Source organism: Planobispora rosea, assembly GCF_014648175.1.
GTDB lineage: Bacteria > Actinomycetota > Actinomycetes > Streptosporangiales > Streptosporangiaceae > Planobispora > Planobispora rosea.
Genome location: NZ_BMQP01000019.1, coordinates 48,591 through 73,566, shown reverse-complemented (window position 1 = coordinate 73,566; position 24,976 = coordinate 48,591). Strand labels below are relative to the sequence as shown.

Here is a 24,976-nt window from a genome sequence, read left to right as displayed (position 1 = left end):
CCGATGGCGCTGGTCCTGCGGGGGCTCGACCTCATCGGAGCCCTGCTGTGCGCCCGGCCCGGCGCCCGCCCGGCCGGGCTGACCCACCTGGCGGTCGGGACCGGGGATCCCTCCTGGGACACGGGCCCGCCCCCGCCGGACCGGGCCCGTACCGCGCTGACCCGCGAGGTGGCCCGCGTCCGCATCACCGCCCTGCGCCACGAGGCCGGGGTGATCACCGCGCGCGCCGTCCTGCCCGACCTCGGCGGGGAACTGCGGGAAGTCGGCCTGTTCGGCGGTGACGCCTCGTCCCGCCCCGGCTCCGGCTACCTGGTCAGCCACATCGCGCACCCGCCCGCGCCGGTGCCGCGGGCGAGGGAGGTACGGCTGGCGCTCCCACCCGGCCTCGCACCCGGAGTGCGGGACCTGATCGGCGGGCTGCTCGCGGGGGAGGCCGGGCTCACCGGGATCAGCCACGTGGCCCTCGGCACCGACGGGGACCCCGGTGACCCGGACGCGCCGCCGTCCGCCCTGCTCGCCGAGGCGTACCGGGTGCCGGTGGACCGGCGCCGCCTCCGCTACGACCAGGCCGCCCACGCGGTGCTCCTCAGCGCCCGCTTCGGGATCGGCGAAGGGCCTCCCGTCGTCCGCGAGGCCGCCGTCTTCGCCGGTGACGTGATGGTGGTCCGCGAGACCGGCCCGGAGGTGGACCGCACCCGGCCGCGTGCGCTGGAGCACGCTTTCACCATCGCGCTGGTCGCCCGGCTCGACGTGCCCGTGCCCGAGCTGACCGGCCTGGGGCCGGAGGAGGCCCGGGACGCCCTGTCCGCGGCGGGCCTGGTGGCGGGCACGATCACGGAACGGGAGGCGCAGGGACGTGACGCCGCGACGGTCGTGGCGCAGTCGCCCCGGGCGGGCGGGACGGTCCACGAGGGCACGCCGGTCGACGTGGTCGTCGAGATCCCGGCGCGCGTCGCCGTGCCCCCGCTGATCGGGGAGCCGGTCGGACGGGCGGCGGCGCTGCTGGAGACGATCGGCCTGGCCGTGGGAGAGCTCACCGACGCGCAGAGCGAGACGCCTCCCGGGACCGTGCTCGCGGTGGCGCCCCCGCAGGGGACGCGCCTCGCGCCGGGCACCGTCGTCGCGCTCACGGTCGCCGTGCCGGTCCAGGTGATCGTCCCGGACGTGCGCGGCCGTACCCCCGCCGCCGCGGAACTGCTGCTGCGCGGTGCGCGGCTGTCGGCGGCGGACCCGCCGTACGCGCAGGAGGAGAGCCCCGTCACCGCCGGCACGGTCATCCGGCAGGAGCCGGCCGCGGGCACCTCGGCCCCGGTCGGCGCCTCGGTGACTGTGACGCTGGCCGCGCCGCTGGCGATAGCCGTGCCCGGTCTGACCGGCCGCTCCCTGGAAGAGGCGCCGGCCCTGCTGGAGGCGGCCTCCGCCGCGCGGCTGAAGGAGCTCGGGCTGCTCCCCGTGCCGCCAGCGCTCTCCCTGGGCAGGCGCATCGTCGAGGCCGGCGACCGGCCCGAGGGAGAGGTGGTACGGCAGGAGCCCGCGGAGGGGACGCGGGTGCCGCTGCACAGCACGGTCGACGTGACCGTCTCGGGTCTCCCGGAGCGGAGCGTGCCGGATCTGACCGGTCTCGCCCTCGCCGCGGCGAGGGCGGCGCTCTCGACGGCCGGGTTCACGCTCGGCCGCCAGCAGGGACGCGCCTCCGACGCCGAGAGCGGGACCGTCCTCGGTCAGGACCCGCCGCCCGGCTCGGTCTGGCCGCCGGGCGCGCCGGTCGCGGTGACCGTCGCGACCGGGCGGACCGTGCCCGTGCCCGAGCTGGCCGGCCTCATCATGGAGGCGGCCCGGGAGGCGGCCGCGGCACGCGGGCTCACCCTCACGGAGACCACCCGGACCGTGCCCGGCAGGCCGGGAACCGTGCACAGCCAGTCGCCCGCGCCCGGCACGGAGGTGGCCTCCGGCTCGGCGGTGGGCATCGTGGTGCGCGCGGGAGTGCCCGCGCTGGTGGGCCTGCCCCTCGACGAGGCCCGGGACCTGCTGGAGAGCCTGGGGCTGGAGGCGGACGCGACCCTGGAGGAGACCGACGGGCCCGCCGGGCTGGTCCTGCGGCAGGATCCCGCCCCGGAGCGGCCGGTGCCGCAGGACGGCACGGTCCGCGTCGTGGTGTCGGCCCTTCGGACCGTGGAGGTTCCCGACGTCGTCGGCCTGCTGTTCGACGAGGCGGCGCAGCTGCTCGACGAGGCCGAGCTGGCCGCGGCGGTCCTCGACTCGGAGTTCAGCGACGAGCCGGAGGACACCGTCCTGGCCCAGGCCCCCGGCGCCGAGGAACGGGTGCCCGTCTTCACCCTGGTGGCTCTGACGCTCGCGATGAAGCCTCCGGTCCGGGTGCCCCGCGTGACGGGCCTCCCCGTGGCGGAGGCCAAGCGGGCGCTGGAGGAGGCCGGCCTGCGGATCAAGGTGACCGGCTCCCGGCCCGTGCTGGGGGCCCGGGAGGAGAGCGTGGTCGAGCAGGATCCCGCCGAGGGGACCGAGACGCATCCCGGCACCGTCGTCAGGGTCGTGCTGGCCACCCGGGTGAAGACGGTCGTCGTCCCGGAACTGCGCGGCCTCACCGTGCAGCAGGCGGGCGCCAAGCTGGAGGCGGCCCAGCTGTCGGCGGGGATCGTCGAGGACGTGCCGGGCGATCAGCCTCGGGGCACGGTCGTCGGCCAGAACCCCCGGGCGGGTGAGGCCGTGCCGCCGGGGACCGCCGTCGCGCTGAGCGTGGCCGCGCCGCGCCGCGTCGCGGTGCCCTCCACCGTGGGGATGCTCTTCGACGTCGCCTTCGACGCGCTCACCGAGCGGGGGTTCGTCGTGACGCACGACTACGAGACGAGCTTCACCGTGGCGGGGATCGTCATCCGGCAGGTGCCCGGGGGCGGCACGCTGGAGCCGGGATCGACGGTCCTCGTCATCCTCTCCCTGGGCTGGGACGCGGATCCCCGCTCCCCTGTCGTCAGGCCGCCCGTCAAGCCGCCGATCAGGTTCCCCATCGAGCTCCCGCCCCGTCCGCCCCGGCCTTCCCCGTGAGGCCGGGGGTTCCCTGAGACCGGAGGGCCGGTGTCAGAACGATTCCGCGGTCCGGTCCCGGGGCTCGCCCCCGACGGGGGAACCGGGCCGGAGCTCGCCGGGCAGGCGGACGTCCTCGACGCCCACGTTGACCTCGACGACGCGCATGCCCAGCATCCGGCTGACCGTGCGGGCCACGTTGGTCTTCACCTCGTTGGCCACGTCCATCACCACGTGGCCGTACTCGGCGACGATCGTCACGTCCACGGCGACGGTGCGGTCCTGGACGTGGGCGCTGACACCGCGGGGGCCCCGTCCGCCGCCGGGAGCGTGCTCGCGGATCGGCTCGGCCAGGCGGTCGATCTCCTCACCCAGGGCGGCGACTCCGGCCACCTCCAGTGTGGCGAGCGCGGCGACCTTCTCCACCACCTCGTCGGCGACCTTGATCCGCCCCTTGACCACGGCCGCGGAGCTCGCGGGGCCCGCGGGGCCCGCGGGGCCCATGGAGCCGACGGAGACCGGTTCGGCGGCCGGGGGGACGGACACGCCGAGGGAGAACGGGCGGGAGGCGGTGGCCGTCACGATGGGGGACTCCGTCTCCGTGCCGGTCTCACGGACCTCCTCGCGGGTGTCCTCGCTGGTCTCCGCACCGGTCTTGTCGAGGGTTTCCTCGACGGAGACGTCGGTCATGGCATGCTCCTCGGCAGTCGTCTGTCATGCTCGCTGAATTCTGCCGGAAGTATGCCGTATTCGTCCGCTGCACAGGGGAGGGAGCACCCCGATCGGGAGCCGCCGGAACGCACGGATCTGCCTGGCAATATGCTGACCGCCATGAGCGACGAGCCGCAGGCGCAGGACGGGACGGGAACGCCGGACGCGTTCGAGAGGCTCTGGACCCCGCACCGGATGGCCTACATCAAGGGAGAGAACAAGCCGACCGGCTCGGGACCGGAGGACGGATGCCCGTTCTGCGACATCCCGAAGCTGAGCGACGAGGACGGCCTGGTCGTCGCCCGGGGCGAGCGGGTCTACGCCGTCCTCAACCTCTACCCCTACAACTCGGGTCACCTGCTCATCTGCCCCTACCGGCACGTCCCGGACTACACCGACCTGGACGCCGCCGAGACCGCCGAACTGGCCGCCTTCACCCAGCGCGGGCTGACCGCCCTGCGCAAGGCCAGCGGCGCGCACGGTTTCAACGTGGGCATGAACCTCGGCACCGTGGCGGGCGCCGGCATCGCCGCCCACCTGCACCAGCACGTGGTGCCCCGGTGGGGCGGCGACACCAACTTCATGCCGGTGGTCGGCCAGACCCGGGTGCTGCCTCAGCTGCTGCGCGACACCAGGTCGCTGCTCGCCGGCTGCTGGCCCTCCGGGATGTAGGCCGCCGCCTCGGGGTCGCGCAGGACCGCGACGCCCACCGACAACGTCAGCGGCACGGCCAGCGCCAGGGCCATGGACAGCACGGCCGCCCCCGAGTCGTTGACCAGCATCCCGACCACGCCGCTGACGAGGGTGCCGATCAGCCCGGCCCGCAGCGCGGGGGAGTGCCCGAACGCGGCGGGCAGCGCCCCGGCGCTGGCCGCCTCCGGCCGCATCAGCGCGTAGACGAGGAACGCGACCGCCGCGATCACGATCGGCATCAGGGTGGGGTTGAGCAGCGTGCCCAGCATCGCCGAGAGCTTGCGGGCGATCACCTCCACCGCCTCGCCGCTGGATATCTGGCCGACGAACCGGCCCAGGTGGGTCTGGGAGCCGGGCGGGCGCAGGTAGTCGAGATAGGCGATCGCCATCACGGTGACGCCGCCCGCCGCCACGAGCGCGCCCAGCTTGACCGCCGAGACCCTGCGCCCCGCCAGCAGCATCGCGGTCACCGCGATGCCCGGCACGAACGCGATCACTCCGCCGAAGTCGCTGCCCACCCCCGGCCAGCCGCCGAGGATCATCGCCGAGCCGCCGAGCACCGCCACGACGGCGACCGCCGCGACCCTGCGGCCCCGCCGTATCAGCCGGTGGGCGATGACCGAGGCCAGCAGCAGGACCGAGGTGGCGAACAGGGCGAACGGGATGTTGCCCAGGCCGTAGTAGCGTGCGCCCACCACCGCCGTGTATCCCATCACGCTGTTGAGCTGCAGGGACGTCCCGGTCAGCAGGTCCCCGGCGAGCACCGCCGCGGTGACCGCCGCCACGACCGCGAGCGGCCCGAGCGGGCTCGGGAAGCCACGCGCGTCCCCGGCGGGAGACCGGCGCAGCCGCGCCCAGGCCCACGGCAGCGTCAGAGCGGCCGCCGCCAGCAGCAGCGCGCACCCGACGATCCCGCCGCCCAGGGCGAACAGGGGTGTGCCGGCGTGCCGCCAGCCGACGAGGTTGACCAGGTAGGTCGAGACCGGCAGGGAGGCGAGGGCGACCGCGGCCACGCGCACCAGGCCCAGCCCGCGCCCCCGCCGCAGCAGCAGGAACGCGACGAGGTAGAAGGCGACCTGGAGCACCGCGATGCTGATGAAGAACGCGCCGCCGATCTCCCGGATCGTCTGGCCGGCGACGTCGGCGCGCTCCAGCCCGGTCCGGGCCCGCTCGACCCCGCCGGTACGGCTCTCGCTCGCCCGCCAGGACGTCCCGACCACCGAGTGCGGCTCCGGGACGCCGATCACGGACAGCACGGTGGCCGTGATGTCCGGCAGGATCGTGACGTCCTCGCGGCGGGTGGAGACCGCGCCGAGGAACCGGTCCCGGTCGCCGGGGCCCGAGCGCATCATGGCCACCCGCAGGTGCGGCTGCGATCCGTGGTCGGACAGGCCCGCAAGGAGCACGGTGGTGCCCTCGGGGAGCATGCCGAGCACCGTCCCGGCCTCGGCGTCGGCCAGCCGCAGCGCGGCCTGCCGCTCGGGCGCGGGGAGCGCGTCCTCGACCTTGGGGAGCCGGTCGTCGGCCGCCAGGTAGGGCCGGATGAGGTCGTCGATGTCGAACGCGAGCACCCGGCACGCGGTCAGCGCGTCCGCCTGGAGCTGCGCGGGGGAGGCGGCGTAGCGGTCCACCCGCCCGGTCCGGTCGGCCAGGGCCAGCGCGGCTCCCGGGCCGACGGCGAGCGTGCATCCGCCGGCGGCGTGTACGGCCTCGCCGAGCAGGCCGGCGTTCCGCTGGCCGGCGACCCGGTGCAGGTAGTCGTAGTCGGGGATGACCGCGCCGTCCCCGCCGGGCCGGGCCTCGGGCACCGGCGGCAGGCCGCAGCCGTACCCGGCGGCGGACCTGATCCCGGCCGACACCGTCAGCCACCCGTCGTAGGGGCAGGTCACCCGGCCGACGGTGCGGACCGACAACGAGCCGAGGGCGCTCTCCCCGGCCAGCCGCCAGAGGTTGGGTGTGGTCCCGGGCCCCAGGTCGCTCCAGAGCAGGCCGGGGATCCCGATCAGGGCCACCCGTTTCTCCGCCGCGCGGGTTTCCGCCGCGCCGGGGGAGCCGGAGACCCGCGCGCCGCCGGGATCCGCGGACGCCTGTGCGGCGCCGGGGACCGTGGCCGCCTGTGCGGCCCCCGGCCACACCGCGCTCAGAAGCAACGCAAACGCGACCAGCGTCCGCCTCACCGAATGTCCTCCCTGCCCCCGGTTCCGAATGCTGGCACCGTAGGGGAAGACAGGGCCCCGGGTCCAGCGAACGGCGCATCACGGGGTGGTGCCGGCGGCGGGCGCCGGGCTCGGAGGCGGGTGATCAGGCCGGGGCGGGGCGGGCCGCCAGCCGGGTCGCGGCGGCGCGGAGCACCGCGGGCGCCAGCCGGCGGTGGACGGCGGCCAGCGGGGGCCACACGACGTGGCCCGGGAACCGGGCGTAGTGCAGGAAGGTCGTCAGCGAGACCCGGCCGCCGGCTGTCTGCACCAGGAGGTCGGCGGTCAGGAACCAGGACGCCGCCCCGAGCCGGATCCAGTCGTCGCCGCGGCCGTCGATCCGCCATCCGGCCACGGTGGCGGGCGACCGCCCCGGGCTGAGCCGGAGACCGAGGAAACCCCGCCAGATCAGCAGCTCCCCGGCGCTGGGGACGTCGCCGAACATCGCCCGCGCCCACCGCTCCGGTGACGCGTCCGCGTCGGTGGACAGGAGGGTGAAGCGGTCGGCGTAGTCGATGCGGGGCAACGAGCTGAGGGCGCGGACGGAATCGGGGACGTCGCGCGTTCCCACGACGCCGTCGACCGGGCCGAAGTCCATCTCATCGTCTCCATCCATGTATACGATGCCGTATAAAACGCAGGCTAACCCATTTATACGCCATCGTATATACGATGGCGTATAAAGAGAGGACATGTGGTGCCGACGACCCGCACACCGCGCGACAGATGGATCGAGGAAGGGCTGCGGGCGCTGGCCACCGGCGGCCCGGACGCCGTCCGCGTCGAGGCGCTGGCGAAGCGGCTCGGCGTCACGAAAGGCGGGTTCTACGGGTTCTTCGCCGACCGTGACGCGCTGCTGGAGGCGATGCTGGACACCTGGGAGCGGGAGAGCACCGACGAGGTGATCGACCGTGTCGAGCGCGAGGGCGGCGACGCGAAGACCAAGATCCAGCGCGCGGGCGTGCTGACGTTCTCCGGCGATCGCCTGCTCCCGATCGACCTGGCCGTCCGGGACTGGGCCCGGCGCGACGAAGCGGTCGCCGAACGCCTGCGGAGAGTGGACAACCGGCGCATGGCGCTGCTGCGTGAGATGATCGGCACCTTCTGCTCCGACGCCGACGAGGTCGAGGCCCGCAGCCTGCTGGCCTTCTGTGTGGCGATCGGCGAGCACTTCCTCGCCGCCGACCACGGCGACCGTACCCGGGCCCAGGTCCTCACCCGCGCCGCCGACCTGCTGCTCGACCGCCGGCCCGGGTCCGGCCCTTCCTAGGGGAGCGCGGCCCGGGTGGCGGGGCTCTCGTGGTGCAGGCGGTCCAGGGCGGAGACCAGGTAGGTCCCCGTACCCCGCATGGCGAAGGTCTGGCGGGCGCCGCCGGCGGCGGGGACGATCGCGACCAGGTTGCGGGCGTCGGCGACGGCGCACGCGCCGGTGCCGCCGGAGGTGACCCGGTAGACCGCGTAGGAGGCGGCGCCGGGGGAGGACTTCCAGGAGAGCTTCGCGCCCTCGACCCTGACGTCGCGCGGCCGGTCCGGAGCCTTGCCGCCGAGGCCCTTCATCAGGGGGCGCAGCGCCGGGCGGGCGTAGTGGTCGGCGGTGATCCGGTCCATCACGCGGAGCGGGTTGGAGGAGACCTGCTTGGCGCTGAAGTAGACGTCGCCGCGGATCTCGGGGTACTTGCGGTTGCGGGTCAGATGGGAGGGGAGCTCCCCGGGCCTGCGCCAGGCGGGGGTGTCGGTGGCCCCGACGCGGTACAGGGCCTGGCCGATGTACAGGTGGACGTCGGTGCCCCTGACCTCCTTGGCCCACCACGGCGCCAGCACGTCGTAGTCGGCGATCTGGAAGCCGCGCGGCCAGTAGAGCTGCGGCATGACGTAGTCGACCGTGCCCGAACGGATCCAGTGGCGGGAGTCGGCGTAGATGGCGTCGTAGGCGGACATGCCCCGGGTCGCCGACCCGCTGGGGTCGTTGGAGGCGTTGCGCCAGATGCCGAACGGGCTGATGCCGAACTTCACGTGCTTCTTGGTCGTGTGCACCGCCCGGTCGACCTGGGCGACGAGCTTGTTGACGTTGGCGCGGCGCCAGTCGGCCAGCTTCATGCCGCCGCCGTACCGGGCGAAGGCGGCGCCGTCGCGGAACGTCCCGCCGCCGCCGGGGTAGGGGTAGAAGTAGTCGTCGAAGTGCACGCCGTCGACGTCGTAGCGCCGCACCACGTCCGTGATGACCTTGGTGACGTGGTCGCGGACCTCGGGCAGGCCCGGGTTGTAGTAGAGCCGGTCCCCGTACTTGACGACCCAGTCCGGGCGGACGCGGGCCGGGTGGGAGGCCGGCAGCTTGCTCCGGTCGGTGTCGTAGGCCGCGCGGTAGGGGTTGAACCAGGCGTGGAACTCCATGCCGCGCTTGCGGGCCTCGGCGATGAGGAAGGGCAGCGGGTCCCAGCCGGGGTCCTTGCCCGCCGTACCGGTCAGGAACCTCGACCACGGCTCCAGCGACGACCGGTAGAAGGCGTCGGAGGCCGGGCGGACCTGGACGAAGACGGCGTTGAGGCGGCGCTCGGCCGCATCGTCGAGGAGCTTGACGTACTCGGCCTGCTGGGCGGAGGGCGACAGGCCGGTCCGGGTCGGCCAGTCGATGTTGTTCACCGTGGCGATCCAGACCCCGCGGAGCTGCCGCTTGGGGAATCGCGCGTCCACCGGGCACGACGACGCGGCGGCGACGGCCTCGGGGGCCTCGGGCACGGTCCCGCCCGCGGAGGGGGCGGCGGTTCCGGCGTCCGGTCCGAAGACGTACGCGGTACCGGCGGTGAGGACGGCGAGGGCGGCGGCTGCGAGCAGGGGGCGTCCGGTGCGCATGGACCACAGTGTGGCATCGGGTTGGGAATGCTTTGGCCGAAAGAACGAAATCGTTTTGTGATGTATATGTGACTTATGTGACGAATGTGGCCGACGGGAGGCGCGGGGCCCCGGTCCGCGCCTCCCGTCCGGGGGTCAGGCGGTGACCTTGTCGACCAGGTGCGGGGGGAGCGGTTCGTAGCGCAGGAAGGTGCGCTGGAAGGTCCCCGTTCCCTGGGACATCGACCGCAGGTCGATGGCGTAGCGGGTGATCTCCAGTTCGGGCACCTCGGCCCGGACCAGGGTGCGGCCGACGCCGACCGGCTCGGTGCCCAGGACCCGGCCCCGGCGCGAGGACAGGTCGGACATCACCGCGCCGACGTAGTCGTCGGGGATCAGCACCGCCACCTCGTCGACCGGCTCCAGCAGCAGCGTCGGGACCTTGGCGGCGGCCTCCTTCAGGGCGAGCGCCCCGGCGATCTGGAAGGCCATGTCGGAGGAGTCGACCGAGTGGGCCTTGCCGTCGTAGAGCGTCACGCGGACGTCGACCACCGGGTACCCGGCGACCACGCCGCGTCCCATCTGGGTCCGTACGCCCTTCTCCACCGACGGGATGAACTGGCGCGGCACCACACCGCCGACGATCTTGTCCACGAACTCGAAACCCCCGCCGGAGGGCAGGGGCTCGATCTCCAGATGGCAGATGGCGTACTGGCCGTGACCGCCCGTCTGCTTGACGTTGCGGCCCATGGCCTGGCATTTGCCGCCGAAGGTCTCCCGCAGCGGCACCCGCAGGTCGACCTTCTCCACCTCGACGCCGTGCCGCTTGCTCAGCCGGTCCAGCAGCACGTCGGCGTGGGCCTCGCCCATGCACCACAGCACCAGCTGCTTGGTCTCGGGGTTGTTCTCCAGCCGGAGCGTGGGGTCCTCGGCGACGAGGCGGCCCAGCGCCTGGCCGAGCTTGTCGTCGTCGGCCTTGGACCGCGCCTGGACCGCGACCGGCAGGAGCGGGTCGGGCATCGTCCAGGCGGTCATCAGCAGCGGCCGGTCCTTGTCGGAGAGCGTGTCCCCGGTCTCCGCGCGGGACAGCTTGGCCACGGCGACGATGTCTCCGGCCACGCACTTGGCCGCGGGCCGCTGCAGCTTGCCGAGCGGGGAGGAGAGCGCGCCGATGCGCTCGTCCACGTCGTGGTCCTCGTGCCCGCGGTCGGCCAGGCCGTGCCCGGAGACGTGCACGGTCATGTCCGGGCGCAACGTCCCGGAGAACACCCGCACCAGGCTGATCCGTCCCACGTAGGGGTCGCTGGTGGTCTTGACGACCTCGGCCACGAGCGGGCCGTCGGGATCGCAGGCGATGCCGGTCACGGGCTTGCCGTCGATGGTGGTGATCTCCGGCATCGGGTGTTCGAGGGGGGAGGGGAACCCCTGGGTGACGATCTCCAGGATCTCCTCGGCGCCCACGCCGCCCCCGGCGGCCAGTACCGGGTAGAAGCCGCCCCGCGCGACGGCCTTCTCCAGGTCGTCGATGAGGACCTTGGTGGCGATCTCCTCGCCGGCGAGGTAGCGGTCCATCAGGGACTCGTCCTCGCTCTCCTGGATGATGCCCTCGATCAGGGTGTCGCGGTACTCGTCGATCCGGGCCTCGTGGTCGGGGCCGGGGGCGTGCTCGCCGCGGGCGCCGGTGGCGTAGTTGTAGAACTTCCGGGACAGCAGCCCGATCAGGCCGTTCACCTTGCCGTTGGTGATCACCGGGAGGTAGAGCGGGGCCACGCCCTCGCCGAAGGCGTCCTGGCAGGTGGCGAGCACCTCGTCGAAGTCGGCCCGCTGATGGTCGATCTTGGTGATCACGACGGCGCGGGGCATGCCGACCGCCGCGCACTCCTCCCACAGGATCCGGGTCAGGCCGTCCACGCCGTCGGCCGCCGAGACGACGAACAGCGCGGCGTCGGCCGCGCGCAGGCCCGCGCGCAGGTCGCCGACGAAGTCGGCGTAGCCGGGGGTGTCCAGCAGGTTGATCTTGATGTCGTTGTAGACGATCGGCGCCACGGTGAGGTTCACCGAGCGCTGCTGCCTGATCTCGACCTCGTCGAAGTCGCTGACCGTGGTGCCGTCCTCGATCCTGCCGTGCCGCTGGATCGTCTTGGTCGCCGCCAGCAGCGACTCCACCAGGGTCGTCTTGCCCGCTCCCGAATGGCCGACCAGCACCACGTTGCGCACCATGTCCGGCCGGTCGGCCATGGGTGCCCTGCCCGCGGCTCCCGCTGTGCCGGTTGCTCTCTCCGCCATGTCGCCTCCCGCGTCGTCGCCGAAACGGGCCGAAAAGGAGCGGTCGTGCGGCCGCTCCTGAAGGGTCCGCTACCGCGTCCGGACACCGCAAGGACGCGGTGTGTTCACCAAATACCCATGTGGCGAATATCACAAGGGGGCGCGCGCGATACGCTCCCGGGGCGCTGTGCGCGCACCGGGGGACGGGGTGGCCTACGATCAGAGCGCGATGTTGAAACTTCTGCGCCCCGCCGTCACCCGGATCCTTACCCCCCTGGGCAGAGCGCTGGTCAACCGGGGGATCGGGCCCGACGCGGTCACGGCGGCCGGCACGCTCGGCACCGTCGCCGCCGCCCTGTTCTTCTATCCCCGGGGGCAGCTGTTCGCGGGCACGATGGTGATCACCTTCTTCGTGCTGGCGGATCTCCTGGACGGGGTCATGGCCAGGATGACCGGACCGGGGAGCACCTGGGGCGCCTTCCTCGACTCGGCGCTCGACCGGGTGGGCGACGCCGCGATCTTCTCGGGTCTCGTGCTCTGGTTTATCGTGAGTGAAGAGCGGGTTCTGGCCGGGGTCGCGCTGTTCTGTCTCGTCGCGGGGGCGATGGTGTCCTACGTCAAGGCCAGGGCCGAGGGGCTGGGCCTGACCTGTGACGTCGGCCTGGCCGAGCGGCCCGAGCGGTTGGTGGTGGGCCTGGTCGCGGCCGGCCTGTCCGGTCTCGGCGTCCCGTACATCCTGCCCGCCGGGCTCTGGCTGCTGGCCGTCGCCAGCACGGTCACGGTCGGCCAGCGCCTGCTGCACGTCTACCGCCAGGCCGCCGCAGCCCCGCCCGGGACCCTTCGCCGACCGGGAGAGTCATGACCGAGCTTGCCGAGGTCGTCGGCATGTACAGCACCTTGGGCCAGTGGCCGACGGAGGAGGGCCCATGACCGACAAGCCGTCCCTGCAGGACCGCCTCGTCGCGGCCGGGTTCGGGATCGGCTGGGCGGCCGTGCCCCGCCTTCCCGAGCGCCTCGCCACCCGGGGCTTCGACGCCGCCGCCGACCGGTTGTGGAAACGCCGGGGCAAGTCGGTGCTCCGGCTGGAGGCCAACCTGGCCCGGGTCAAGGGCACCTCGCCCGACGATCCGGTGATCCGGGAGCTGAGCCGCGCGGGAATGCGCTCCTACTTCCGCTACTTCCACGAGGTCTTCCGGCTTCCCTCCATCCCGCGGGAGGAGGTCGTCGCGCGCACCCACCTCACCGGCGCGGAGCGGATCATGGAGAACCTGGAGAAGGGGCGGGGCGTGGTGCTGGCCCTGCCGCACATGGGCAACTGGGACGCGGCGGGCGCCTGGCTCATCGGCGCCTCGGGGATGCCGTTCACGACGGTCGCCGAACGCCTCCGGCCCGAGTCGTTGTTCCGCCGCTACACCGCCTTCCGCGAGGGGCTGGGGATGGAGGTGCTGCCGCTGACCGGCGGTGAGGGCAGCACCTTCGGCACGCTGGCCCAGCGGCTGCGGGCCGGCCGGGCGGTCTGCCTGCCCGCCGAGCGCGATCTGACCGCCAAGGGGATCGAGGTCCAGTTCTTCGGCGCCGCGACCCGGATGCCGGCGGGGCCGGGGCTGCTGGCGGTGCACACCGGCGCGGCGCTGCTGCCGGCGCTGCCGTACTTCAAGGGCCGCGACTGGGGTCTGGACATCGCCGAGGAGATCGAGGTCCCCGCGGAGGGCACCCGCCAGGAGAGGACGGCCGCCGCCATGCAGAGCCTGGCCGTCGCCTTCGAGAAGGGCATCACCGAGCACCCCGAGGACTGGCACATGCTCCAGCGCCTCTGGCTGGAGGACCTGGAGCCCCGTCCTGTGAGGGAGCGATGAGAGTCGGCATCGTCTGCCCGTACACCTGGGATGTGCCGGGCGGCGTGCAGGCGCACATCCGCGATCTGGCCGAGGCTCTCATCGAGGACGGCCACCAGGTCGAGGTGATCGCCCCCGCGGCCGACGACGCGCCGTTGCCCTCCTACGTGACGCCGGCGGGACGCGCGGTGCCCGTCCCCTACAACGGGTCGGTCGCGCGGCTGGCGTTCGGCTTCCTCTCGGCCAACCGGGTGCGCCGCTGGATCCGGGAGGGCCGCTTCGACGTGCTGCACGTGCACGAGCCGTTCGTGCCGAGTCTGGGGGTTCTGGCCTGCTGGGCGGCGAAGGGGCCGATCGTGGCGACCTTCCACGCGTCCTACCAGCGTTCGCGGGCGTTGTCGGTCTCGGCGCCGGTCCTGCAGAGCGTGGTGGAGAAGATCACGGGCCGGATCGCGGTGTCGGACGCCGCACGCAAGACCCTCGTCGAGCACATGGGCGGGGACGCCGTGCTGATCCCGAACGGGGTGACGGTGAGCCGTTACGCCGAGGCCGAGCCGCTGCCCGGCTGGGACGACGGCGAGGTGATCGGCTTCCTCGGCCGGATGGACGAGCCGCGCAAGGGCCTGCCGGTGCTGCTGGAGGCCTTCTCGCTGCTGGCGCCGGTCCGGCCGGGCCTGCGGTTGCTGATCGCCGGCCCGGGTGACGCGGGGGAGGTGCTGGAGAAGGTCCCTGCGGAGTTCCACGACCGGGTGGGCATGCTCGGCATGGTCAGCGAGGAGGACAAGGTCCGCGCCTACCACTCGGTCGACGTCTTCTGCGCGCCGAACCTGGGCGGGGAGAGCTTCGGCATCGTGCTCACCGAGGCGATGTCCGCGGGGGCGGCGATCCTGGCCAGCGACATCCCGGCTTTCCGCAGGGTCCTCGACGACGGTCAGGCCGGGGCGTTGTTCGAGACGGGCAACGCGCGGTCGCTCGCCGACGCGGCGGCGGCGCTGCTGGACGATCCCGCCCGCCGGGCCAAGCTCTCCGACGAGGCCCGTACCGCCGTGTGGAAGTACGACTGGTCCACCGTCGCCCGCGACGTCGTGCGCGTCTACGAGACCGTGGCGAGCGTGGGCGGGGTCGAGGAGGACGACCGGCCGTGAGCGAGCGGAGCGAGCGAGCCATGGGCGCGGCAGCATTGCGAACGCGGCCGACGGAGGAGGCTGCGTGAGCACCACGCTGATCCTGGTGGTGGGCGCGATCGTGGTGCTCACCGCGGTCTACGTCTCCTGGCGGGCGGGCCGGCTGGACCGGCTGCACATCCGGCTGGAGCTGGCCCGGGAGTCCCTGGACGCGGCCCTGGTACGGCGGGCCGCCGTCTGCCTGGAGCTGGCCGCCTCCCGCATCCTGGACCCGGCGACGAGCCTGGTGCTGGCCGCGGGCGCCCACGAGGCCAGGACGGCGGGTTCCGAGGAGCGCGAGCACGCCGAGAGCGACCTGTCGCGTACCCTCCGGGCGGTGCTCGACCAGGACCGTTTCCGGGAGAAGCTGGCCGAGACCGAGGCGGGCCCGGAACTGCTGGAGGAGCTCGACGCGGCGGTGACCAAGGTGGTCTACGCCCGCCGCTTCTACAACAACGCGGTCGGCGTCACGCGGGCCGCGCAGCGCCGCTGGCTGGCCCGCACGCTCCGGCTGGCCGGGCACACGCCGTACCCGGATTTCTTCGAGATCGACGACGACCCGCCGCAGGCGCTGGCCGCGGGCGGCGCGCAGTAGGGCGCGGAGCGGGTGGGCGACGCGGGCGGGAGCCGGGCGGGTGGGCGACGGGGGCGGGGGCCGCGGGCGAGGGGAAACCCGCCGGACGGGGGAACGGAACGCCGCCGTACGGACGTCCGATATGCAGGCGCCCGGTGTGCCGGAAGCCGATTATCTGACATGTCCACCACGGGTAAGCTCTTGGGGATTTAAGGCCCGATTTGAGGAGATGAGCCGTGCGGGTGCCTCGGATGATCGCCGTCACACTGGCCGGAGCGGCGGTCCTGGTGCCGGCCGCCGCCTGCTCGTCCGACGAGCCCGCTCCGGGCAGGGCGCCGCAGGCGGCCACCGGGACGTCCGCCACCCCGACCCCCACCCCCGAGCCGACGCATCCCTTCACCGGACTGCCCGGCGCGGCCCGCAGGCCGGTGCTCGCGGTGAAGATCGAGAACACCTCCGCAGGCAAGCCCCAGCTCGGTCTCAAGAGCGCGGACATCGTCTACGTCACGCAGGTCGAGGCCGGCCTGACCCGCCTGATCGCCGTCTTCTCCTCGAAGATCCCCGCCAAGATCGGCCCGGTCCGCAGCGCCCGCATCACCGACCTGCGCATCCTCCCGCAGTTCGGCAAGCCCGCCTTCGCCTACTCCGGCGCGCAGACCAAGATGCTCCCGCACATCGCCGCCGCCCCGCTGTTCGACGTGTCCGACAGCCGCGCCGCCGGGGCCTACTTCCGCCAGCCCGGCCGCTACGCCCCCTACAACCTGTTCGCCGACACCAAGCGGTTGCTGGCCGGGGCCCCCAAGGCGAGCAGGGCCAGGGACGTCGGCTTCACCTTCGGGGAGGCCCCCGCCGAGGGCGGGACGCCCAGGAAGCTCTTCAACGTGAGGTACCCGGCGGCCCGCTTCGCCTTCGGCTGGTCGGAGAAGGCCGGCAAGTGGCTGATCTGGCAGGACGGGAAGAAGAACATGGCCGCCGAGGGCGGCCAGCTCGCCGCCCCCACGATCGTCGTGCAGTACGCCAGGACCGTGCGCTCGGAGTTCCACGACAAGAACCAGAGCTACACGCCGCTGGTGCACACCGTCGGCAAGGGGCGGGCGGTCGTGCTCCGCGATGGCATGGCGTTCAAGGCCAGGTGGTCGCGGGCGAGCGAGAAGGAGGGCACCGTCTTCACCACCGAGTCCGGGGAGCCGATGAACTTCGCCCCGGGTCAGGTCTGGGTCGTGCTGGCCGCGCCCAAGCCCGTCACCCCCTGAAGGCGCGCCGTACGGCCCCTGCGCCGTACAGCCGACCCCCTGTGCCGTAGGCTCGCCCCCCTGGACCGCACGGCCCCGTACACAGTGTCCAACAACGACGGCCCTTGGCGACAAGGTGGAGTGTAAGGGGCTGTCCGCTGAACCGCCTACGATGAAGGTGTGATGGTCCTTTCCGGGCCTGTGATCCGCAGCAACCAGCCGTCGTGAGGTAGAGACCGTGTCCAGCAGCACGCCCGAAGTCACCGAGACCGCCGTCACCGGAACCGCCCGGGTGAAGCGCGGTATGGCAGAGATGCTCAAGGGCGGCGTCATCATGGACGTCGTCACCCCGGAGCAGGCCAAGATCGCCGAAGACGCGGGCGCCGTCGCGGTCATGGCCCTGGAGCGGGTCCCCGCCGACATCCGCGCGCAGGGCGGCGTCTCCCGGATGAGCGACCCCGACATGATCGACGGCATCATCAACGCCGTCTCCATCCCGGTCATGGCCAAGGCCCGCATCGGCCACTTCGTCGAGGCCCAGGTCCTGCAGTCGCTGGGCGTCGACTACATCGACGAGTCCGAGGTCCTCACCCCGGCCGACTACGCCAACCACATCGACAAGTGGCAGTTCACCGTGCCCTTCGTCTGCGGCGCGACCAACCTGGGCGAGGCGCTGCGCCGCATCACCGAGGGCGCGGCCATGATCCGCTCCAAGGGCGAGGCCGGCACCGGCGACGTCTCCAACGCCGTCACCCACATGCGCACCATCCGCGCCGAGCTGCGGCGGCTCTCCTCCCTGCCCGAGGACGAGCTGTACGTCGCGGCCAAGGAGCTGCAGGCGCCGTACGAGCTGGTGGCCGAGGTCGCCAAGACCGGCAAGCTGCCGGTCGTGCTGTTCACCGCGGGCGGCATCGCCACCCCGGCCGACGCCGCGATGATGATGCAGCTCGGCGCCGAGGGCGTGTTCGTCGGCTCCGGAATCTTCAAGTCCGGCAACCCCGCCCAGCGCGCCGCCGCGATCGTCAAGGCCACCACGTTCTACGACGACCCGGACGTCGTGGCGAAGGTCTCCCGCGGTCTGGGCGAGGCCATGGTCGGCATCAACGTGGACGACATCCCCGTCCCGCACCGCCTGGCCGAGCGAGGCTGGTGACACGCGGGCATCCGCAGGAGAGGGCGGCATCCGCGAGGATGCCGCCTTTTTCATGTCCGGTGGAGTTCACCCCCCTGTCATGATCCTCCGCGAGGCTACGGATGCCCGCGCCTGATCATCCAGGAGGCCCCGTGTCCCAGTTCAGCCGCCGAACGTTCCTCGTCACCGGTATCGCGGCGGGGGCCGTGGCCGGTGTCCCCGCCGCGCACGCCGCCTCCCGGACCTCCCGGGAGCTGACGTCCGACCCCTTCACGCTCGGGGTGGCCTCGGGCGACCCCGACTCCGACGGGTTCGTGATCTGGACCCGCCTGGCGCCCCGGCCGCTGGCCGAGGACGGCATGGGTGGCATGCCCGCCCGGCCCTTCCGGGTCCACTGGCAGGTCTACGCCGACGAGGGGGGCCGCGCGGTCCTGCGGCACGGTGTGGCCACGGCGGCGCCCGAGTGGGGCCACAGCGTCCACGTGGAGGTCGACGGGCTCTTCTCCGACCGCGACTACTGGTACCGCTTCCGGGCCGGCGCGTACGTCTCGCCCATGGGCCGGGCCAGGACCGCCCCGCACCCGCTGTCGTACGGCTCCGGCCTGACGATGGCCTTCGCCTCCTGCGCGCAGTACGAGCACGGCCACTTCACCGCCTACCGGCGCCTGGCCGAGGAGAACCCGGATCTGGTGCTCCACCTGGGCGACTACCAGTACGAGTACCAGCGCGACACCTACACGATCCCCGGCGGCAACGTCCGCCACCACGAGGGCCCGGAGACCGAGACCCTCGCGAACTACCGCCAGCGGCACGCCCAGTACAAGACCGACCCCGACCTGCAGGCCGCCCACGCCGCCGCGCCCTGGCTGGTGGTCTGGGACGACCACGAGCTGGACAACAACTGGGCCGACGAGGTGCCGGAGAAGCCGGAGATCCCGCAGCCGGGCTTCCTGACCCGCCGCGAGGCGGCCTTCCGCGCCTACTACGAGAACATGCCGCTGCGCCGCAGGTCGGTCCCGAAGGGGATCGACCTGCAGCTCTACCGGCGGATCCGGTGGGGACGGCTGGCCGCCTTCCACATGCTCGACACCCGGCAGTACCGCAGCGACCAGGGTTGCGGCGACGGCTACCGCGACTGCCCGGAGGCGGCCGACCCGGCCCGCTCGATCACCGGCGAGGAGCAGGAGCGCTGGCTGATCGAGGGCTTCCACCGCTCGCGGGCGCAGTGGGACATCATCGGCCAGCAGGTCTTCTTCGCCCAGCGCGACAACAACGCCGGACCGGCCAAGATCACCAGCCAGGACGCCTGGGACGGCTACGTCGCCTCGCGGCAGCGCATCACCCAGGGCTGGGTGGACGCGGGGGTGCGCAACCCGGTGGTGCTCACCGGCGACGTGCACGCCCACTGGGCCAGTGATCTCAAGCTCGACTACGACGACCCGACGACCCGCACGGTCGGCTCGGAGCTGGTCACCTCCTCGATCAGCACGGGCGGCGACGGCCGGGACTCCGATCCGGCGGCCCACCCGTTCCTGACCATCAACCCGCACCTGAAGTTCTACAACAACCAGCGCGGTTACGTGATCACGAAGATCGAGCGCGAGCTGCTCACCGCGGACTTCAGGGTGCTGCCCCAGGTCACCCAGCCGGGTGCGGCGGTGCACACCAAGGCGACGTTCGTGATCGAGGACCGGGTGCCGGGGGTGCGGCAGACATACCTGCGCCCGATCGGCCCCCAGGCCAGGACGCTGCCGCCGGCGGACCAGATCCAGGAGACGGTGGACCTGGAGACCAGGCGCCCCTGACGCGCGGGCACGGGGTACGCGGGGCGGCGGCCGTACGGCCGCCGCCCCGTCCCGTTGCGGGAACGCCCGGTGTGATCGTGTCCGGCACACCGGGCGGCAGGGACTACGCTCATAAGCGAACCCGACAAGCCAGGCGAAAGGATGACCGTGCTCACGATCGGTGTGCTCGCCCTTCAGGGGGACGTGCGCGAGCATGCGCGCGCGCTGGAGACGGCGGGCGCGAAGGCGGCGGCCGTACGGCGGCCCGCGGAGCTGGAAGCCGTCGACGGGCTGGTCATCCCGGGCGGGGAGTCCACCACGATGTGGAAGCTCGCCGACACCTTCGAGATGCTCGAACCGCTCCGGATGCGGATCAAGGACGGCATGCCGGCCTACGGATCCTGCGCGGGCATGATCATGCTGGCCGACCGGATCGAGGGCGGCATCGAGGGTCAGGAGACCGTCGGCGGCATCGACATGACGGTCCGCCGCAACGCCTTCGGGCGCCAGGTCGACTCCTTCGAGGCCGACCTCGACTTCGCCGGGCGCGGCGCGATGCGCGCGGTTTTCATCCGCGCACCCTGGGTGCAGTCGATCGGTTCCGGGGTCGAGGTGCTGGCACGGGCCGAACCTGGAGATAGGATCGTCGCGGTCCGTCAGGGACCGCTGCTCGCCACCTCGTTCCATCCGGAGCTCACCGGGGATGTCGGCGTGCATTCATACTTCGTTGAGATGGTTAGGGAGCTTTAGCCGATGTCGGGCCACTCCAAATGGGCGACGACCAAGCACAAGAAGGCCGCGCTCGACTCCAAGCGCGGCAAGCTGTTCGCCAAGCTCATCAAGAACATCGAGGTCGCGGCCCGGACCGGCGGTCCCGACCCGGACGGCAACCCGACGCTGTACGACGCCATCACCAAGGCCAGGAAGAGCTCGGTCCCGCTGGACAACATCGAGCGCGCCCGCAAGCGCGGCGGCGGCCTGGAGGCCGGCGGCGCCGACTGGCAGACCATCATGTACGAGGGCTACGCCCCCGGCGGCGTCGCGGTGCTGATCGAGTGCCTCACCGACAACCGCAACCGGGCGGCCTCCGAGGTCCGCGTCGCGCTGACCCGCAACGGCGGCTCCCTGGCCGACCCCGGTTCGGTCTCCTACATGTTCAACCGCAAGGGCGTCGTGATCGTGCCCAAGGGCGACCTGACCGAGGACGACGTGCTGACGGCCGTCCTCGACGCGGGAGCCGAGGAGGTCAACGACCTCGGCGAGGCCTACGAGGTCGTCTCCGAGGCCGGTGACCTCGTCCCGGTCCGCAAGGCCCTGCAGGAGGCCGGGATCGACTACGACTCGGCCGAGTCCAGCTTCATGCCGACCATGAACATCCAGCTCGACGAGGAGGGGGCCCGCAAGGTCTTCCGCCTGATCGACGCGCTGGAGGACAGCGACGACGTGCAGAACGTCTGGTCGAACGCCGACGTCTCGGACGAGGTCCTGGAGAAGCTCGACGCCTGACCCGCGGTGACGCCCGCTGCCCGGCCCGGGGAGGAGAGCCCTCCCGGGAGCCGGGCGGGCGGCGTTCCGGGAATCGCCGTGTGGAGCCGTGAGATCACCACGGGGTGCCCTGGGACCACGTGAGATCACCGCGGAGCGCCCTGGGACCACGCGGGATCATCGCGGGCGGTACGCCCGCCGGGTGCCGGGACGATTTGTCCTCGATGTCGTGGGTATCTCCGCGGGACCATGGGGAACTCCGACCTGATCTTTGCCGTGGCGGGCGTCGGCGCGCTGCTGGCGGCCGTCCTCCCGCAGGTGCTCAGGAAGCGCGCCTTCTCGCTGCCTCTGGCCTGCCTGGTGGTCGGCGTGCTCCTCTACCTCTCGCCGCTGGACCTGCCCCGGCTCGATCTTGTAGCGCACCGGGCGGCGGTCGAGCATGTCACCGAGATCTGCGTGCTCATCTCGCTGATGGGCGCGGGACTGGCGCTCAACAGGCCCTTCGGATGGCGCGGCTGGGCCTCCACCTGGCGGCTGCTGATCTGGACGATGCCGCTGACCGTGGCGGCGGTCGCCGGGGCGGCCTGGCTCCTGCTGGACTGGCCGCTCGCCGCGGTGCTGCTGCTGGGGGCGGTGCTGGCCCCGACCGACCCGGTGCTCGCCTCCGACGTGCAGGTCGGCGAGCCCGTCGACTCGGAGAAGGCCGACGACGAGGTGCGCTTCACCCTCACCTCCGAGGCCGGGCTCAACGACGGCCTGGCCTTCCCCCTCGTCTACGCGGCGATCACACTGGCCCTGGTGGGCGGCTCCGGGTGGGTCGCGGAGTGGGCGCTGGTCGACCTGCTCTACAAGTGCGGCGTCGGCGTGCTGTGCGGCCTGGTGATCGGCAGGCTGCTGGGCCGCATGTTCTTCCGGGCCCGCACGCCGGACCTGAGGCTGGCCGAGCACCGGGACGGCTTCGTCGCGCTGGCCGCGACGTTCCTGGCGTACGGGCTGACCGAGCTGGCGCGGGGGTACGGCTTCATCGCGGTGTTCGTGACCGCCTGCACCATCCGGGCCGCCGAGCGCACCCACGGCTACAACGGCGTGCTGCACGGCTTCATCGAGCAGGTCGAGCGGCTGCTCACCGCCTGGCTCATCCTGCTGCTCGGCGGTTTCGTGGCGTCCGGCGGCCTGGCCGCCCTCACCTGGCGGGGAGCGGCCGTGGGCCTGCTCCTGCTGCTGGTGATCCGGCCCCTGACCGGATGGATCGCCGGGCTCGGCGGCCGGGCCGGGCCGCGTGAGCGCGGGGTGATCGCCTTCTTCGGCATCCGGGGCATCGGCTCGCTGTTCTACCTCGCCTACGCCCTCGGCCAGGCCGATTTCGGCGTGCCGGGAGAGGAGCTGTGGGCGGTGGTGGCGTTCACCATCCTGGCCTCGGTGGCCCTGCACGGCGTCACGGCGACGCCGGTGATGGCCCGGCTGGACCGGATGCGCGTCCGCGCGGCCGAGGGCACCAACGGTGAGCCCGCCGCCCAGCACCTGTGAGCCCACCGGTGAGCCCCGGGGCTTCTTGCGCACGGCTCCATGCGCGTGTCGCCCGCAGGCGGTAGAGTCGGGCACCGAACAGGTGTTCGGCGGGGTGGGAGGCGTGCCGGTGGGGGTGCCCGAGCTGCGGGTGATGGGAGTCGACCCGGGTCTGACCCGGTGCGGGCTCGGCGCGGTGGAAGGACGGCCCGGCTCGCCGCTGACCCTGGTCAAGGTGGGGGTCGTGCGCACCTCCGCCGACGACGAGATCGGGGCCCGGCTGGTGGCCGTCGAGGCCGGGATCGAGCAGTGGCTCGACGAGGTCAGGCCCGACGCCGTGGCCGTGGAGCGGGTCTTCGCCCAGCACAACCTCAGGACCGTCATGGGCACCGCGCAGGCCTCGGCCGTGGCCATCCTGTGCGCCTCGCGGCGGGGGCTGCCCGTCGCGCTGCACACCCCGTCGGAGGTCAAGGCCGCGATCACCGGCAGCGGCACGGCCGACAAACGGCAGGTCGGCACCATGGTGACCAAACTGCTCCGACTCGACGCGATGCCCAAGCCCGCCGACGCCGCCGACGCCCTCGCGCTCGCCATCTGCCACGTGTGGCGGGGCGGCGTGCAGAACCGCCTGGCCGAGGCGGTGGCCAGGACCGCCGGTCCGGGCACGACCGCGGCGGCCTACTTCCGCGGCCGGGGCCGCGCCGGACACTCGAGAGGAAACACCCAGTGATCGCCTCCGTGCGGGGACAGGTGACCGCGATCGCGCCCGACGGGGCGGTCGTCGAGGTCGGGGGGGTCGGCGTGCTGGTGCACTGCACGCCGGCCACGCTCGCGACGTTGCGGGTGGGGGAGGAGGCCCGGCTGGCCACGTCGCTGGTGGTCCGCGAGGACTCCCTCACCCTGTACGGCTTCGCCGACGACGACGAGCGCCGGGTCTTCGAGCTGGTGCAGGGCGCCAGCGGGGTCGGGCCCAAGGTGGCGCTGGCCATGCTCGCCGTGCACACGCCGAACACGCTCCGGGTGGCCGTGGCGAGCGCCGACGTCAAGGCGCTGACCCGGGTCCCCGGCGTGGGTCCCAAGGGCGCGCAGCGGATCATCGTGGATCTCAAGGACAAGCTGGGTGCGCCCGAGGAGGCGGTCAACGCCGCGCTCAACGGCCGCGCGGTCGCGCCCGCCTGGCGTGAGCAGGTCCACTCCGGGCTGGTCGGGCTGGGCTACTCGGCCAAGGACGCCGACGAGGCCGTCGCCGCGGTGAGCCCGCAGGCCGACGCCGACGTGGCGGAGGGCCGTACGCCGCAGGTGGCGGTGCTGCTGAAGGCGGCGCTGCGGATGCTGAGCCTGCGATGAGCGCGGATGCCGAGCCCCCGATGAGCGCGGAACGGGATCTCGTGTCGGCGGAGGCCGCGGGCGACGAGCGGCTGATCGAGGCGGCGCTGCGGCCCAAACGGCTGGACGAGTTCATCGGCCAGGCACGGGTGCGCGAGCAGCTCTCGCTGGTGCTGCACGGCGCGCTGCGCCGGAACCGGCCGCCGGACCACGTGCTGATGAGCGGCTCGCCGGGGCTCGGCAAGACGACGCTCTCGATGATCATCGCGACCGAGCTGGGCGTCCCGCTCCGCATCACCTCCGGGCCCGCCCTGGAACGGGCCGGTGACCTGGCCGCGATCCTCTCGACGTTGTCGGAGGGGGAGGTCCTGTTCATCGACGAGATCCACCGGATGTCCCGTCCCGCGGAGGAGATGCTCTACCTGGCGATGGAGGACTTCCGGGTCGACATCGTGGTGGGCAAGGGGCCGGGCGCGACCGCGATCCCGCTGGAGATCGCCCCGTTCACCCTGGTCGGCGCGACCACCCGGGCGGGACTGCTGCCGGCGCCGCTGCGCGACCGGTTCGGTTTCGTCGCGCACATGGACTTCTACGAGGTCGCCGAGCTGGAGCAGGTGCTGCACCGCTCGGCGCGGCTGCTCGGCCTGGAGCTCCCGGACGACGCGGCGCGCGAGGTCGCCGGGCGCTCCCGGGGCACGCCCCGGATCGCCAACCGGCTGCTGCGCCGGGTCCGCGACTTCGCCGAGGTCCGGGCGGACGGTGTGATCACCCGGGACATCGCCTCGGCCGCGCTGAACCTGTACGAGGTCGACGCCCAGGGACTGGACCGGCTGGACCGGGCGGTGCTGGGGGCGCTGCTGCGCAGGTTCGGCGGCGGCCCGGTCGGCCTGTCCACGCTGGCGGTGGCGGTGGGAGAGGAGCCCGAGACGGTCGAGGTGGTCGCCGAGCCGTTCCTGGTCCGGCAGGGGCTGCTGGCCCGCACCCCGCGCGGCCGGGTCGCGACCGCCGCCGCCTGGATCCATCTCGGGCTGACGCCGCCGCCGGACGCCTTCGGCGCCGGAGTCGCCGCCGATCTCGCGGAGGGTGACGAGCGGTCCTGACGCCGTCTCGCGGAGGGGATGGACGACCCTGACGCCGTCCCGCGGAGGGAACGAACAACCCTGATGCCGCCCTGCGGAGTACCGTGGAACGGGACAAACAGCTCTTA

At 73.0% G+C, this 24,976-nt stretch carries 21 protein-coding genes; 16 read left to right on the top strand and 5 right to left on the bottom strand.

All coding sequences use genetic code 11. The annotated features are described in order from the left end of the window. The first annotated feature begins 3 nt into the window (after positions 1-3). Complete coding sequence (locus IEZ08_RS20120; RefSeq protein ID WP_189242669.1) at positions 4-3,060, top strand: PASTA domain-containing protein; 3,057 nt, start codon at positions 4-6, stop codon at positions 3,058-3,060. Between the two features lie 33 nt (positions 3,061-3,093). On the opposite strand, the gene IEZ08_RS20115 is transcribed toward IEZ08_RS20120, so the two are convergent. Continuing rightward, positions 3,094-3,729: an Asp23/Gls24 family envelope stress response protein gene (locus IEZ08_RS20115; protein WP_189242668.1), complete on the bottom strand. Its 636-nt coding sequence runs from the start codon at positions 3,727-3,729 to the stop codon at positions 3,094-3,096. 141 nt (positions 3,730-3,870) lie between these two features. Here IEZ08_RS20115 and IEZ08_RS20110 point away from each other — a divergent pair, with 141 nt between their 5' ends. After that, positions 3,871-4,422 (top strand): HIT family protein, encoded by a 552-nt coding sequence (locus tag IEZ08_RS20110; RefSeq protein ID WP_229803324.1) that lies wholly within the window; start codon positions 3,871-3,873, stop codon positions 4,420-4,422. On the opposite strand, the gene IEZ08_RS20105 is transcribed toward IEZ08_RS20110, so the two are convergent. Both IEZ08_RS20105 and IEZ08_RS20100 read right to left on the bottom strand, forming a co-directional pair. Beyond that, positions 4,365-6,620, bottom strand: a complete 2,256-nt coding sequence (locus tag IEZ08_RS20105; protein ID WP_189242667.1) for an alkaline phosphatase family protein — start codon at positions 6,618-6,620, stop codon at positions 4,365-4,367. The genes IEZ08_RS20110 and IEZ08_RS20105 overlap by 58 nt on opposite strands. Before the next feature lie 124 nt (positions 6,621-6,744). Then, positions 6,745-7,254 (bottom strand): hypothetical protein, encoded by a 510-nt coding sequence (locus IEZ08_RS20100; RefSeq protein WP_229803322.1) that lies wholly within the window; start codon positions 7,252-7,254, stop codon positions 6,745-6,747. Positions 7,255-7,335: 81 nt separating this feature from the next. Between IEZ08_RS20100 and IEZ08_RS20095 the strand changes: the two genes are divergently transcribed. Next, positions 7,336-7,908 carry a TetR/AcrR family transcriptional regulator gene (locus IEZ08_RS20095; RefSeq protein ID WP_141704108.1) on the top strand — a complete coding sequence of 191 codons (573 nt, stop codon included), beginning with the start codon at positions 7,336-7,338 and terminating at the stop codon, positions 7,906-7,908. Here the strand turns inward: IEZ08_RS20095 and IEZ08_RS20090 are convergent. Then, positions 7,905-9,488: a glycoside hydrolase family 10-like protein gene (locus IEZ08_RS20090; RefSeq protein ID WP_189242666.1), complete on the bottom strand. Its 1,584-nt coding sequence runs from the start codon at positions 9,486-9,488 to the stop codon at positions 7,905-7,907. The genes IEZ08_RS20095 and IEZ08_RS20090 overlap by 4 nt on opposite strands. Positions 9,489-9,623: 135 nt before the next feature. Beyond that, positions 9,624-11,753 (bottom strand): elongation factor G-like protein EF-G2, encoded by a 2,130-nt coding sequence (locus tag IEZ08_RS20085; RefSeq protein ID WP_068924243.1) that lies wholly within the window; start codon positions 11,751-11,753, stop codon positions 9,624-9,626. Positions 11,754-11,961: 208 nt separating this feature from the next. On the opposite strand from IEZ08_RS20085, the gene pgsA reads away from it, so the two are divergent. From pgsA to ruvB, 13 genes are all read left to right on the top strand, one after another. Then, complete coding sequence (pgsA, locus tag IEZ08_RS20080; protein ID WP_068928909.1) at positions 11,962-12,594, top strand: phosphatidylinositol phosphate synthase; 633 nt, start codon at positions 11,962-11,964, stop codon at positions 12,592-12,594. A gap of 64 nt (positions 12,595-12,658) precedes the next feature. Continuing rightward, positions 12,659-13,588, top strand: a complete 930-nt coding sequence (locus IEZ08_RS20075) for a phosphatidylinositol mannoside acyltransferase (RefSeq protein ID WP_068924242.1) — start codon at positions 12,659-12,661, stop codon at positions 13,586-13,588. Continuing rightward, entirely contained in the window at positions 13,585-14,712 is a 1,128-nt protein-coding gene (locus IEZ08_RS20070; RefSeq protein ID WP_068924241.1) for a glycosyltransferase family 4 protein, read from the top strand. Before IEZ08_RS20075 ends, IEZ08_RS20070 begins: the two co-directional genes overlap by 4 nt. 64 nt (positions 14,713-14,776) lie before the next feature. Then, positions 14,777-15,325 carry a LemA family protein gene (locus IEZ08_RS20065; RefSeq protein WP_068924240.1) on the top strand — a complete coding sequence of 183 codons (549 nt, stop codon included), beginning with the start codon at positions 14,777-14,779 and terminating at the stop codon, positions 15,323-15,325. Positions 15,326-15,540: 215 nt separating this feature from the next. Beyond that, on the top strand, positions 15,541-16,557 hold the full coding sequence (locus IEZ08_RS20060; RefSeq protein WP_229803320.1) for a DUF3048 domain-containing protein: 1,017 nt from the start codon (positions 15,541-15,543) through the stop codon (positions 16,555-16,557). Between the two features lie 217 nt (positions 16,558-16,774). Further along, complete coding sequence (gene pdxS / locus IEZ08_RS20055; RefSeq protein ID WP_068924238.1) at positions 16,775-17,689, top strand: pyridoxal 5'-phosphate synthase lyase subunit PdxS; 915 nt, start codon at positions 16,775-16,777, stop codon at positions 17,687-17,689. A 101-nt stretch (positions 17,690-17,790) separates the two neighbouring features. Beyond that, positions 17,791-19,473, top strand: a complete 1,683-nt coding sequence (locus IEZ08_RS20050) for an alkaline phosphatase D family protein (RefSeq protein WP_189242665.1) — start codon at positions 17,791-17,793, stop codon at positions 19,471-19,473. A 141-nt stretch (positions 19,474-19,614) separates the two neighbouring features. After that, complete coding sequence (gene pdxT, locus IEZ08_RS20045; protein ID WP_275424745.1) at positions 19,615-20,202, top strand: pyridoxal 5'-phosphate synthase glutaminase subunit PdxT; 588 nt, start codon at positions 19,615-19,617, stop codon at positions 20,200-20,202. Positions 20,203-20,205: 3 nt separating this feature from the next. Further along, positions 20,206-20,958, top strand: coding sequence for a YebC/PmpR family DNA-binding transcriptional regulator (locus tag IEZ08_RS20040; RefSeq protein WP_068924235.1), 753 nt, complete (start codon positions 20,206-20,208; stop codon positions 20,956-20,958). Between the two features lie 228 nt (positions 20,959-21,186). Then, positions 21,187-22,464: a cation:proton antiporter gene (locus IEZ08_RS20035; RefSeq protein WP_068924234.1), complete on the top strand. Its 1,278-nt coding sequence runs from the start codon at positions 21,187-21,189 to the stop codon at positions 22,462-22,464. 124 nt (positions 22,465-22,588) lie between these two features. Then, the gene (ruvC, locus tag IEZ08_RS20030; protein ID WP_068928908.1) at positions 22,589-23,173 is read left to right on the top strand and encodes a crossover junction endodeoxyribonuclease RuvC; all 585 of its coding nucleotides are present in this window, start codon (positions 22,589-22,591) and stop codon (positions 23,171-23,173) included. Beyond that, the gene (ruvA, locus tag IEZ08_RS20025) at positions 23,170-23,790 is read left to right on the top strand and encodes a Holliday junction branch migration protein RuvA (RefSeq protein WP_068924233.1); all 621 of its coding nucleotides are present in this window, start codon (positions 23,170-23,172) and stop codon (positions 23,788-23,790) included. The genes ruvC and ruvA overlap by 4 nt, the downstream gene beginning before the upstream one ends. A 20-nt stretch (positions 23,791-23,810) precedes the next feature. Continuing rightward, positions 23,811-24,869, top strand: coding sequence for a Holliday junction branch migration DNA helicase RuvB (ruvB, locus tag IEZ08_RS20020; protein ID WP_068924232.1), 1,059 nt, complete (start codon positions 23,811-23,813; stop codon positions 24,867-24,869). Positions 24,870-24,976 lie beyond the last annotated feature (107 nt).